Here is a 13,610-nt window from a genome sequence, read left to right as displayed (position 1 = left end):
GGAAGAAATGAAAAAAAAGGTGTTACATGTCCTAAGTTCAAACGATTTTGCGGGGGCAGAGAATGTAGCTATGTGTATAATAAGTAATTTGTCAGAATCCTTTGAGTGTGCTTATGCATCTCCAGCTGGTGGGATTAAAGACATTTTAGCGAGTAGGGATATTACTTATATTCCAATTGAAAAATTCTCTTTTGCACAAATTAGAAAAGTAATAAAAGAATGGAAACCAGATATTATTCATGCGCATGATTTTACAGCTACTATAAAGTGTTTATTGGCATCGCTCACTATTCCAGTGGTATCCCATATTCATCAGAATCCAGCGTGGCTTAAAACTGTTAATATGTACTCTATCTTATTTTTTTTGGCCTGCTTAAAAATTAAAGAAATAATTGTAGTTTCCCCAGCAATCCAAGAAAAGACATTTTTATCGCACCTATTTAACAAAAAAACTAAAGTGATAAAAAATATTATAGATATTAATTGGATTACAAAAAAAGCTGCATCGTATACGGTTAAAGCATATGATATAGCCTTCATAGGAAGGTTTGAGGATATTAAAAATCCGTTAAGATTTATTAATATAGTTTCCAAAGTAACAGTAGAATTTCCCGGATTGAAAGTCATTATGATGGGGGGGGGAACACTAGAGGAAGAATGTAGGAAAGTAATTATAGCAAAGAAATTGCAGGGAAATATTGATTTAAAAGGTTTTTTAGTAAATCCATATCCTATACTTAAAAATTCAAAAGTTCTTGTAATGACATCTAAATCAGAAGGATTACCGATGGTTGCAATCGAGGCATTATCCATGGGAAGGCCCATTATTGTTCCACACCTAGTTGGCATAGAAAATGTTGTAGATAAAAGCTGTGGTTATATATGCAAGACAGATAAGGACTTCGTGGATAATATTGTCACACTATTAAATTCCGATGAAAATTACTTAAAGATGTCTTTGGCTGCTTCCATAAAAGCGGAAATTATATGTGATATGGACAAGTACAAAGAGCAGGTGAAACAGGTATATAGAAATGCTATCTGAAAATGACAATAAACATAAGCATATAGATGATTATCGTATCCATGATAGAAATGAATTGTACTTTAGTTCTATTGATATAGTTGTTACAGGGATCTGTCTTTTAGGTGACAAACTGTTTCATAGTACATTCCTTATATATTTTTTAGTCACCTATTTTAGTATACGATTATTCTACAGTACTATTGCTCGTAACTTTGCATTATTGATGTTACTAATTCCTAATTTGGGAGTTATGTTTATTCATGTTGCCGGGTTATCGGTTCCAATCTTAAATATTTTTATTTGTTTAGCATTACTTAAATTAGTTTTTTCCTTCATACACGAACCAATAAAAAAAACATATATATTCATCATAGGATTTTTTATTGTATATGAATGGATTCACGCTATTTACTATAATTTTAAATCTCTACTGCTGCTTTTTAGTTGGAGTTCTGCAATTTTATATGTTTCATTATTTTTACTTCATTCTAAGAAAACATACAATCATCAAGTTGTGGTCAAACACTTCCTAGCAGGGGTATTTATTTCAACAATGTATGGTATTTTAGATTTTTTTGATCGGTATGGCTCCCTTCTTAATAATAATGCCACGATTAGATTCCAAGGGGGAGCAGGTGATTCTAACTATTATTCTATGTATATTATGATTGCAATGTTTGGTATGTTGTACGTCGTGAATAGAGAAACAAAAAAGATAACTAAAATAGTCTATCCTATCTTGTTTGTTTTTTTTATAGCTTTCGGGATATTAAGTTTATCTAGAATGTTCCTATTAGTAGTTACTTTAATGTGTTTTTTATTACTAATTAAGGTTTTACTTTCGGTGAAGAGAAGCAAAAAACTATTTACGTTTATTTTGGTAGTAGTATCTTTTCTTACCTTTTTTACTTTTTATTTTAGTGAAGAAATTTCATCTATTATCGAATTACTTTTCTCTAGGTTTACAGATTTTATAGATGACCCTGCAGCTCTTACAAGTAATCGAAATATAATAGCGGAGCAATATATTCAATTAATCACTTCAAGTCCCATACAAATGATCTTCGGAATTGGGATTCAAGATTATCACTTAAGATCAGGAGTTTATCTTGAAACACATAATATTCTTTTAGAGTTATTTGTAGTTTGGGGAGTCGCTGGTTTTGTTGTATTTTTTGTTTTTCTTACGGCTATTTTTAGAAATATTGAGTCTCCAAGAACCCTTTCCAATACGAACTTTATTGGCTGGTTACCTATTGTGTGTATGGGGATTAGCTATATGTCTATTAATGCCATGTCTAATGAAAGTTTTTTTCTATTACTTCTATTTGCGATTAAAAATATATACGAGTTTGACTAAAAGTGCTAACTGGAAGAAAGCAGAAATATAAATTGGGTTTCAAAGAAATTCAGATGACAGGTTGCAATATATTTTGATTATCGGCTTATTCATACATTATTTTAGTTCTGATAGTCTATCTGAGGTGAATATAATATTAGCAAACATTATAGAAGAGAATGAAATACTTAAGATGAGCGGAGGGCTAAAAAATGTGATAAGTGACGAATCCGTTATTTTCATTTTAGTAATATGCAAGATAAATAACATAGCAGAGAAGGACATACCATTGAAACTATGAAAAAAACAGCTGTACTTTTGATGATCATTGCCGTTCTATCAAAAGTATCTGGATTCCTACGCGACATAACACTATCTTTTTTTTATGGTGCAACCTCTACAAGTGACGCATATATAATTTCCATTACCATTACATCAGTATTGTTCAGTCTTATAATTTCAGGGATATCCACAGCTTATATTCCAATGTTTAAACAAATCGAACATGATAAAGGTCATCGATCAGCATCTCTTTTTACTAATAATCTAATCAATATCGTATTAATAGTTACAACAGGAATTATATTATTAGGACTTCTTTTTTCTAATTTACTCGTAAAATTATTTGCTCTAGGTTTTGACGGAGAAACTCTAAAAACTGCGGTACTATTTACTCGTATTGGATTAGTCGGTATTTATTTCACGAGTCTAACTCAACTTTTTATTAGTTATTTACAATTGAATGGAAAATTCACTATACCTGCTTTGATCGGTTTTCCTTTTAATATCATTATTATCATTTCAATTTTTATAAGCTCCCAAACTAATATTATTATTTTGGCTATTGGAAGCGTTCTAGCTGCTTTTTTTCAAATGCTTTTTTTATTCCCTACATTATGGAAAACGAATTATCGATATATTCCAATCGTACAATTCACAGACAAAAATATAAAGAAAATGGCTATAATTGTCTTTCCAATTATGATTGGTATATCTATAGATCAAATTAACTTGATGGTTGATAAAACTCTTGCTTCCACTTTAGTGGAGGGAGGGATTTCTGCTTTGACATACGCTAGCAGATTAAATGATTTTGTTCAAGGTATTTTTGTTCTTTCATTTGTCACGGTTATGTTCCCACTTATATCAAATATGGCAGCAAAAAAAAATGACGAAGACTTTAAAACGTCTATTAGTGACGTTATTTCAAGTGTAATTCTTATAGTTGTGCCAGCAAGCGTGGGGATAATGATTTTAGCAGACCCTATTATTAGATTACTATTTGGACATGGTCATTTTGATGAACGTGCAATTGATATGACTTCCCATGCGCTATTTTTCTACTCTATAGGGATGATTGGATATGGTTTTCGCGAGATTTTAAATCGTACATTCTATTCTCTTCAAGATACGAAAACCCCTATGTATAATGCGTCTATTTCTGTTGTCTTGAATATAGTGTTAAATTTCGTATTATCTTCATATATGGGGATAAGTGGACTTGCACTTGCAACAAGTATTTCAGCACTTTTTTGCTCGACTCTTTTAGTTATCAGTCTTCGAAAAAAAATTGGAGCTTTCGGTTTGAAAGGGAACTTTATTACTTTTGTAAAAGTGACTTTTGCTTCAACTGTGATGGGGAGTATTGTATACGTCTTATACGTGTATATAATTCCAGAATGGAATGCTTTATTAAAAATGACAGTAGTCATTTGTGCAGGAAGTGTAGTCTATTTCATTCTCGTAAACTTTTTAAAAGTGAAAGAAACGAAATTAATCCTAAGTTATTTTAAGAAAAAAATTCACTTGTAATAACTATGCTAATTTTTATTAGAAAGGAGGAGGAGTTCTGAAAAACTTGAATCACATAAAGATTTCATCTTTAGAACAACTGAATCAATTTAGAGGTGACTGGTCTTTCATTTTGGAAGAGACAAATAATACAAATCCATTTATTGAATTTGACTGGGTATATGAATGGTGGAGAAACTTAGGTGCAGAGCGAAATGTGGAAATTATTGCAGTTTTTGATTGTACAGAGATAATCGCTTTTTTCCCTTTTCTTTACGATAAAAATGGATTGTTATACAAATATAGTTTTATTGGGTTTGGCCATGCAAACTATATGGATATCATCTCCTATGAACATTCCTTGGAATATGTTCTAGAGCTCGTAATCGATTCAATAGTGGCTGAAAGAAAAAATGTTGTTTTCCATTTACATGGATTATTAGAGAGTAGCTTATCGCATGGAACATTGGAAGTATATTTGCGGAAAAGAAAAATCGCATATTCTACACATCGTGTAATTACACCTTACATTAATTTGGAAAAGATTAAGATGGAAGAATATATAAAGAAGAGGCAAAAGCTACATCGTTTAGACCGAAGAGAGAAACGAATTAGGGAAAACGGAGATGTTGAAGTATTACTAACGGGTCCAGACAGTATGGAAACTATCTTCAATTTACATGATAAAAGATGGAAAAAAAAGCATGATACAAGTGGGTTTACTAATAAAAAAGAAAGGAATTTTTATCAAAGTCTAGCTCAGCTTCCTGAAGGACCGTTAAAGACAGAGATTGACGGATTATTTATGGATGGTAAAATGATTGCTTTTAATTATGGATATAAATGCAGGGGAAGATACATCAGTTACGTATTAGGATTCGATGATGATTTTGAAGTATTTAGTCCCGGTAGAATTTTAGAGAAGGAAAAAATTCTTCAATGTAGTAAAAATGGTATTAATATTTTCGATTTAAGTATTGGTTATGAGACATATAAGTTTGAGTGGAATACTGATCTTGATTATACAAGAAAAATAGTTTTTTCTTCTAAAACCCCACTTGCTCAATTAGCAAGATTTTATTTGACACTAAAAGAGTCAAGTATCTCACATATAAAGCGTCATCAAAAACTAGTTTTATTCAAGCGGAATAAAATAGGAAAACTTCTTTACATTTTAAAAAATATTTTTAAAAAATCAGAGTCTGTAGGTGCAAAAGAAGTAATCAAAGCATTCATACATCCAAAGTTAAAGCGTTTGTACGAATGGAAGCATTACACAATTTATGAGATTGCCCGAAAGGATGTACCTGATAATAGTGAAACTAATCATTATTTGGAGCTAACAATCAAAGATTCCGTGAAGAACTTTGATAGTATTGGCTACCATATGCGTGATGTTTGCACGAAAATATACGGTGCATATAAAGGATATTATTTACCCGACCAATTTACTTTTGAAAAAATATTTTGGACTAATGAAAAAGTTATACGTATTGATGATATTTCTTATCTAAAGGATTTTAGAAAAAGCTCCGTCTTTATTGAAAATTGGCGTTTAGATAATTTAATCGATATTTGCTCATTTGTAAAACAGAAAAGTAAAGCCAATAAATTCTTAATAAGTGTAAAAACAAAATCGACAAAAGAAATTAGGCAATTGGAGAAATTAGGATTTACTATCAATAAAGAAATTGCAAAACGGACAATTTTTGGATTCTCAAAAACTATATTAATACCAGATGATCATTCTTGATGATTATTCGCCAATATAATAAAAAATTATATGTTTCATATATTTTGCATCGATTCCATCAAGGAAAAAGAGGGATTTTAGATGAGAATTGTTCAATTGATCACACATATGGATGAACTAGGTGGAGCTCAAGTGCATGTCCGTGATTTATCGAGGCAGCTTATAAAAGATGGCCATATTGTAACCATTGTTTGCGGAGGTATAGAAAAAGTAGACGAAAGCTTGTATATTCCTTCTATTACTTATGTGCGTAGTAAGTTTTTAGGACGAAATATTCATCTAGTAAAAGATTTTTTTGCGCTACTAGAAATACGCCGTAATATAAAAAAACTACAACCAGATATTGTGGCAATTCATTCTTCGAAAGCTGGTATTTTAGGCAGGATTGCCTGTTGGTCTCTTCGCATCCCTTTTGTATTTACCGCACATGGTTGGTCCTTTACAGAAGGTGTAGCGAAAAAACAGCAACGCTTGTACAGAAAAATTGAAAAATGGGTAGGGAAGATTAGCAAAACTGTAATTACTGTTTGCGATTATGATCGAAACCTAGCCTTAAAACATCAAGTACTACCATTTGAAAAGCTAAAGACTATTCATAATGGTGTGAGAGATATGAAAAATGGACAATTAGAAAGTACCCCTAGAGAAATTGTGAATATTTTAATGGTCGCTCGCTTTGAGAAACCTAAAAAACAACGAGAACTTTTAGAGGCTCTGTTACCTCTGAAGGAATTAAACTGGCATATGATTTTTGCAGGCGATGGAAGTTTAAGAACTGAATCCGTTCAATTTGTGCAAGAAAATAATTTAGGGGACAAAGTAACCTTTGTAGGCAATTATTCAAACATCCAGGCGTTATTAAGTGACTCAGATATTTTCACCCTAACTTCCTCATGGGAAGGTCTGCCATTAAGTATATTGGAGGCAATGTCACAAGGACTTCCGATTATTGCATCAAATGTGGGAGGGGTAAGAGAGCTTGTCAGAGAGTGGAGAAATGGTTTTTTAATTCATGAAAACTTATCAGAGAAGCTATCCTTATTGATAAACGATGAGTTACTTCGTCAAAAAATGGGAAACAAAAGTCGTGAATTATATGAGACAAGTTTTACATTCGAAAAAATGTATGAAAAAACACTTTCTACGTATTACAACTTAACTTTATCGGAGGAGAAAAATTGAAAGTATTAGTTACTGGAGCTGCTGGTTTTATCGGAACTTATGTCGTACAAGCCTTATTAAAACAGCAATTTACCGTTGTTGCAGTAGATAATTTATCGACGGGTACGAAAAGTAATATTGTGAAAGATACACGATTTTATGAATTAGATATTACAGAAAATGATTTAGAGAATGTATTCCTACGTGAACAACCAGACTATGTCATTCACTTAGCTGCACAATCATCTGTATTTAACTCCATGTTGAAACCTATGGAGGACTGCCAAGCAAATTTACTTGGTACACTTAATATTCTTCGTTTTTCCAAACAATATAATGTAAAAAAATGTGTTTTTGCATCAACTGCTGCAGTGTATGGAAATCCTTCTATATTACCTATAAAAGAAGATTCGAAGCTTGCTCCACTATCCTTTTATGCCTTATCTAAACTCTCCGCTGAAAATTATATACTACTATACGAAAAACTATTTAATTTAAAGAGTTGCATCTTAAGATTTTCCAATGTGTTCGGTCCTTTACAGGCAGGTGGTGTAATTACAAGCCTCCTTGATCGTCTGTTAGAAGGAAAAGATCCAGTGATTTTTGATGGCAGTCAAACAAGGGATTTCATCTATGTAAAAGATGTAGCAGCTGCTTGCATTCAATCATTAACATCAGAAAGTACTGGAATATTTAATATTAGCTCTTCAACGGAAATATCGATTCAACAAGTGTTCGAGGGATTAACGGAGCTTACGGGAGTTCGAACCAATCCTATATACCAACCATTACGTGAAGGAGAAATTGAAAGAAGTGTGCTATCTAACGAAAAAGCTATAGCATCTTTTGAATGGCAACCAACATATAGTTTTGCATCAGCCCTAGAAGAGACCATTAATTATTATACGCATATAAAACAGACTTAACTTGAAGGGAGGATTACTTGGAGCTCGTTCTGATTAAATCGTCTAAGCATTTAAGATTATTTGAAAAAGAATGGAATACTATTTTAGAGGAAAATAATAATTCAAACCCCTTTATCGAACTTGAATATGTTTGTAAGTGGTGGGAAGTTTCGGGTAGAAATGCGGAAGTGGAAATTTATGCAGTAAAAGAGAATAATCGAATGATTGCTTTTTTTCCGTTTCAATTGAAAAGAACTTGGTTTGGTTACATCGCCCACTTTTTAGCTTTTGAAGAGGCCTTGTTTATGGACTTAATAGTACGAAAGAGAGATATAGATCGAGTTATTATGTTTGTTTTAGATTCTATTATTACTCAAAAGAAGAGTATCGTATTTTACTTGCATGGGTTATCAGAGAAAAGTATTACTACACATAAATTATCCAACTATTTGCAAGCGAGAAATATAAAGGAGAAATCAATTCGAACTTTAACTTCTTATGATGAGTGGGATGAATGTACAAGAAAAACTATCTTCTCAACTAATAAGTTGGGTGCAAAAACTTATCGTGACTTTCTTTGGGCAAAAGAGATAATTATCTCTAAATAATTTAAGGAAACAAGAACTTAATTGGAAATCCCGAATATGTAAAATGAATGATATGTAAGTAGAATAAGAGAGAAGGTATTTTTATAATCCTCTTAGAGAGAAAGTTTTTGAATATAAATATGGACATGTATTATTTTTTGGATGAATACAAGGTGGATGAAAAATCTACTGATATTCTAGGATTTTCTCATTCATTAATTCCCAAAAATGCTTTACAAAGAACAGAGACGATTCATATTGATTTAACAAAAAGTGAAGTGGAATTGTTTCAACAATTGCATCGAACAAATAGAAAACAAATTAATAAAGCTGCGGGTCACCAATTTCGGATCGAAGTAATCGATAGGCCAGAAATGGCAGATATACGAGCTTTCCAAAAGTTTTATAATCATTTTGCAAAGTTTGCTAACACTTACCCTTGTAATTCCTTTCATGTGAATACGATGAGGATGTTAAAAGACAAGGATGCCCTTGTGATTACCAAGCTTTTGAATCATTTAGATGAAGTTCTGTGCTATAGAGTGTATATTTCAGATGGTAACACTACTTTTTCTTTGTATTCGGCTTCTCATTTTCGTTTAAAGGAAAAAAGGGAAGAAAAAAGACTTTTAAGTGAAGCTAGTCGCTTTTTACTATGGCGTAACATTTTATATTTCAAAGGGCATCATCATACAACTTATGATATGGGGGGACTTACTACTAATGAAAATATTCGCAAATTCAAATTAGAATTCGGTGGAGAAATTACGGAAGTGTACTCTGGTTATGAGGCAAATTCAATCGTAGGCAAGCTAATTCTTTGGCTAAGGTCAATTAAAATAAAGGAAGGATGAAGTCCTGGGGGCACTCGTTATTTCTTTAGATATGGAGCTAAACTGGGGAGTCCATGATGTATTTACTCTAGAAGAATATGGAGAAAATATACTGGGAGCTCGTCTTGCTATTCCACGGATTTTGCAGTTGTTTCTACAGTATGATATTCACGCAACGTGGGCAATTGTTGGAATGCTCTATTGTCAAAGTAAAGATGAACTTTTAGCAAGGTTAGAAAGTTTGGATACACCGTATGAAAATGAAGCTTTTTCAGCTAAATCCAATCTATGGCAAGTTGGAGAAGATGAAATACAAGATCCGTATCATTATGGAAAATCACTTGTCGATATGATCAACGTAATACCTAATCAAGAAATTGCTACCCATACATTTTCACATTATTACTGTTTAGAAGATGGGCAACAAACCGCTCATTTTGCAAAAGATTTACAAGCAGTTTTTCAACTTGGCGAGGGCATTACCTCTTTAGTTTTTCCTAGAAATCAGACAAATAATGATTATTTAAACCTTTGCAAAACATACGGGATCAGCGCCTATCGTGGAAATGAAGAAAGCTGGATTTACAGAGCTTACACGAGTAAAACAAATCCAGTAACAAAGCGAATGTTGCGTTTAATCGATGCATATGTAAATCTGACTGGGCACCACACGTATTCATTGAAAAATATCCAAAAGGAACCGATTATCAACATAAAATCGAGTCGCTTTTTAAGACCCTATAGTAAACAACTTGCAGTATTAGAAAGTTTGCGTTTGAGACGTATAAAAAATGGATTAACAAAAGCTGCTAAAAACAATGAACTATATCATCTTTGGTGGCATCCACATAATTTTGGAAAGAATATTGAAGAGAATTTGCAGTTTCTCGAAGAAATCTTAAAGCATGTAGATTATTTAAAAGCAAATTACAATTTTCAAAGTATGCATATGCGAGATGTAGCGGATGTATTGAAAATTATTTCATAAAAAGCACGAAGGGAGTGCTACTCACCTTCGTGCTTTTACGTCACTCCATATTTCCTACGCAATCCAACAATCTCCGCATCTTCATTTCTTTTCCCAGTGATCAAATCCCTTAAAATTTGAGACCCTAACATACTGTACACCGTTCCGTTCCCACCGTAGCCTAATAAATAGTAGTGATTGTTTTTGGTTGGGTGTTCGCCGATGAATGGCAGATTATCAATGGATTCTCCGAAGCTTGCTGCGTAAGCATATTCGATGTTCACGTCATAATTTGGGAATAATTTCTTTGTTTGATTTAATAAATTGTTTGCTCGCTTCATGATTAATTCATCTGAAACTGGGGCTTCTGGTATATCCTCATCTAATCCACCGACAATCAGTCTATTGTCTACAGTTGTCCGCATATATAGATATGGTCTTTTCGTTTCCCAAATGAGAGCTTTTTTATACCAGTCCGATAAATCTTCTATTTGATTACTTACAAATACATATGAGCGGTTAATATCTGCTCCTATTCTGTTGCCGACAGGTGTTGTTTCGTAGCCAGTTGTATATATGATGTGTTTTGCTTGGAAAGATTGTTCAGAAGTTCGGATGTCGAGATGATTGTCTTCATTAAATACATCCTGTACATCAATATGTGGGAATAAATGGGCTCCTTTTGCTTCTACTTTCTCTAGAAGTCCTTGTACAAATTTCAATGGATTTACTTCTGCATCGTTAAAGGTAACTAAAGCACCTAGTTTTGAGAATGGAAACTTTTTTTCTATATCATGTTGTTCGAAATAGTCACATGGAAATCCATACTTTTTCAAAGTAGCGTATTCTGTTTGGATCTTATTCACATCTTTTTCATCACTTGCGTAGCAAATACTTGGTCTACGTATTAACTCGGCATCCAAATTTAGTCGATTTACTATTGTTTCAATATCATCTACTGCTTCGTAACAAAGCTTATAAAAGCGAACAGCCTCTTTTTCACCAATTTGATCAATTAACTCATGTAGCATGATATCATTCGAATACTGTAGTAAACCCGTGTTTGCACTTGTGCTGCCGGAGCCCATCTCCCGTTTATCTAATATGGCGACTGATAGACCAGCTTCTACTAAAGCGAGTGCTGTTAGTGAACCGGACATGCCAGCACCTACGATTACTACATCATATAAATCGAGCTTTTCTTTCTTACTTCGAGGTTTAAAAGAGGGTGTTGTTGTGGGCCAAAAAAGTGTGCCATTATGTATGTTCATTGACTTATCCTCCAAATATATATTTCTAGTTATATACCCGTATTCAATCGATTTCACACACATGTTATACTAGTGTTTAATCAATGAAAAAGGATGTTGAATATGAATCAAGATAAACCACATGTACTTATAATAGATGGAATGGCACTACTATTTCGCTCATTTTTCGCAACCGCGATGTCTGGAAATTATTTTAAAAATGATAAAGGGATTCCAACGAATGCAGTGCAAGGATTTGCCCGCCATGTACTTGCTGCACAAAATTTAATGCAACCGACGCATATGGCAATTTGTTGGGATAAAGGGATGCATACTTTTCGCAATGAAATGTATGACGGCTATAAAGCAAACCGCCCGAAACCAGCAGAAGAACTAATTCCACAATTTGATATGGCACAAGATTTGTCCGAGCATTTGGGATGGATGAATTTTGGGGTAGTCGGAATGGAAGCGGATGATACAATTGCTTCTATTACACATAAATGGCAAGATGACGCAAGGTTTACGATTGTAAGTGGGGATAAAGATTTATTGCAGCTACTACATCCATCTACAGAAATTGCCTTTACGAAAAAAGGATTTACAATCTATGATGTGTACAATGAAGCCCGTTTTATAGAAGAGTATGGCATTTCTCCATTGTTATTCCCTGATGTAAAGGCATTTATGGGGGATACTAGTGATGGCTATGCCGGCGTGAAAGGAATTGGACCGAAAACAGCTTTACAATTAGTACAAACATACGGAACTGTGGAAGCGGTTATAGATTCCCTTCATTTATTGAAAGCAGGACAACGAACGAAAATTGAGACAGACTTAGAAATGTTGAAACTATCGAAAGAACTTGCAACAATCAGAAGGGATGTCCCGATTGAAGCAGAACTAGATCACTTAGTTGTTCAGGACATCGCATCTTCGAAATTCGATTATTTGTATGAGCATGGCTATACGATATTAGCAAGACAGCTTCAAAACTAAAGGGCAGCCAATGGAGTTACTTGTATGAAAGTTAAGATCGATGCATTTGGGGAATAAGGAACTTTACGAATTTTGCTTTCACGGTTTCGACCTCCATTATCATGAATGACTAAGACAAGTTCATCATCTTCTATTTCATATCCGATAAGGGGTACCCAGTGATAAGCGAATGTTGATTTTTTATTCCATTGTAAGGAAAAGTATTTATCGAATTTGAGTGCAACTGGTCGTCCGTTTTTAAGTTCCTGTAGGGCAGTATGTAGGGAACATTTTTCAATTTGCCAATTTGGACCAAGTATTTTACGCATATTTCGAATAAATCGGTAGGTGAATAAACCAATTCTTGTTCCACCTAACTTTCTATACAAATCATTTGGTTGAAAAGGATTCGCATTTGGCAACAAATAGTTTAATAGAACAAATGCAGTAACAGGACCACAAGCTGATGCTTGAAAATTAGCATGAATCGATGAATCATATTGAGAGATACCTTGAACATGCAATTGTGTTTTCATATGTAAGCTCCTCATAAGAAGAGTTTTTCCTAATCTATTGGGAAGAACTCTTTTTTTATCGCTTAGGAAACTATAAAATTTTTGACATGTGGTTACTTTAAAAAACATGAAATTTGGATTTATAGTTTTGAGCGTAGTATAGGGATAATGTGTCTTAGCGACCGCTGTGATTTTCGCTGCAGTCGTACGCTTTCCACCGGGTGAGCGATGAGCCATCCCCGCCGCCAAAAGGCGTACGTTGGGATGGCTCATTTTGCTCCCTCATCCGGTAGGAGTCGACGTCTGCAGCGAAAATCAATAGAAATTGCCCACTTATTAAGTATCGTCTCGATTAAAACAATTATCCTTTCATGTAGTGTATCCAGTAAATGGCTTAGAGCAATCAACTAGTCATTGAAAGCAACTAATTTTACACTGAAAGCAACTAAAAACAGCATGAGAGCAACTAAATTGCATATGAAAGCAACTAATTTCTAACAATAG

The 13,610-nt window shown here is 33.5% G+C and carries 12 protein-coding genes; 10 read left to right on the top strand and 2 right to left on the bottom strand.

The window, feature by feature from the left end; genetic code table 11:
• Window positions 1-7: 7 nt before the first annotated feature.
• The 9 genes from ACIQ38_RS09725 (at window position 8) to ACIQ38_RS09685 (ending at window position 10,384) form a co-directional block, all read left to right on the top strand.
• Entirely contained in the window at window positions 8-1,045 is a 1,038-nt protein-coding gene (locus tag ACIQ38_RS09725) for a glycosyltransferase (protein WP_402821608.1), read from the top strand.
• On the top strand, window positions 1,035-2,387 hold the full coding sequence (locus tag ACIQ38_RS09720) for an O-antigen ligase family protein (RefSeq protein WP_402821605.1): 1,353 nt from the start codon (window positions 1,035-1,037) through the stop codon (window positions 2,385-2,387). Before ACIQ38_RS09725 ends, ACIQ38_RS09720 begins: the two co-directional genes overlap by 11 nt.
• Window positions 2,388-2,663: 276 nt before the next feature.
• Window positions 2,664-4,178, top strand: coding sequence for a murein biosynthesis integral membrane protein MurJ (gene murJ / locus ACIQ38_RS09715; RefSeq protein ID WP_402821602.1), 1,515 nt, complete (start codon window positions 2,664-2,666; stop codon window positions 4,176-4,178).
• 196 nt (window positions 4,179-4,374) lie between these two features.
• The gene (locus ACIQ38_RS09710) at window positions 4,375-5,910 is read left to right on the top strand and encodes a GNAT family N-acetyltransferase (protein WP_402821598.1); all 1,536 of its coding nucleotides are present in this window, start codon (window positions 4,375-4,377) and stop codon (window positions 5,908-5,910) included.
• Window positions 5,911-5,991: 81 nt separating this feature from the next.
• The gene (locus ACIQ38_RS09705) at window positions 5,992-7,092 is read left to right on the top strand and encodes a glycosyltransferase family 4 protein (RefSeq protein WP_402821595.1); all 1,101 of its coding nucleotides are present in this window, start codon (window positions 5,992-5,994) and stop codon (window positions 7,090-7,092) included.
• Window positions 7,089-7,997, top strand: a complete 909-nt coding sequence (locus ACIQ38_RS09700; protein ID WP_402821592.1) for an NAD-dependent epimerase/dehydratase family protein — start codon at window positions 7,089-7,091, stop codon at window positions 7,995-7,997. Before ACIQ38_RS09705 ends, ACIQ38_RS09700 begins: the two co-directional genes overlap by 4 nt.
• Window positions 7,998-8,014: 17 nt before the next feature.
• Window positions 8,015-8,584, top strand: a complete 570-nt coding sequence (locus ACIQ38_RS09695) for a GNAT family N-acetyltransferase (RefSeq protein WP_402821588.1) — start codon at window positions 8,015-8,017, stop codon at window positions 8,582-8,584.
• 107 nt (window positions 8,585-8,691) lie between these two features.
• Window positions 8,692-9,417 (top strand): hypothetical protein, encoded by a 726-nt coding sequence (locus ACIQ38_RS09690; RefSeq protein WP_402821585.1) that lies wholly within the window; start codon window positions 8,692-8,694, stop codon window positions 9,415-9,417.
• A 31-nt stretch (window positions 9,418-9,448) separates the two neighbouring features.
• Window positions 9,449-10,384: a polysaccharide deacetylase family protein gene (locus tag ACIQ38_RS09685; protein ID WP_402821582.1), complete on the top strand. Its 936-nt coding sequence runs from the start codon at window positions 9,449-9,451 to the stop codon at window positions 10,382-10,384.
• A gap of 35 nt (window positions 10,385-10,419) precedes the next feature.
• Here the strand turns inward: ACIQ38_RS09685 and ACIQ38_RS09680 are convergent, their stop codons facing one another.
• Window positions 10,420-11,634, bottom strand: a complete 1,215-nt coding sequence (locus ACIQ38_RS09680; RefSeq protein WP_402821579.1) for an NAD(P)/FAD-dependent oxidoreductase — start codon at window positions 11,632-11,634, stop codon at window positions 10,420-10,422.
• 102 nt (window positions 11,635-11,736) lie between these two features.
• On the opposite strand from ACIQ38_RS09680, the gene ACIQ38_RS09675 reads away from it, so the two are divergent.
• Window positions 11,737-12,612 carry a 5'-3' exonuclease gene (locus tag ACIQ38_RS09675; protein ID WP_402821576.1) on the top strand — a complete coding sequence of 292 codons (876 nt, stop codon included), beginning with the start codon at window positions 11,737-11,739 and terminating at the stop codon, window positions 12,610-12,612.
• Here the strand turns inward: ACIQ38_RS09675 and ACIQ38_RS09670 are convergent.
• Complete coding sequence (locus tag ACIQ38_RS09670) at window positions 12,609-13,127, bottom strand: C39 family peptidase (protein WP_402821573.1); 519 nt, start codon at window positions 13,125-13,127, stop codon at window positions 12,609-12,611. The genes ACIQ38_RS09675 and ACIQ38_RS09670 overlap by 4 nt on opposite strands.
• Between the last annotated feature and the right edge of the window lie 483 nt (window positions 13,128-13,610).

Origin of the sequence: Psychrobacillus sp. NPDC096389, from assembly GCF_044762855.1 — a bacterium.
GTDB lineage: Bacteria > Bacillota > Bacilli > Bacillales_A > Planococcaceae > Psychrobacillus.
This window is presented reverse-complemented; position numbering and strand designations above follow the sequence as displayed.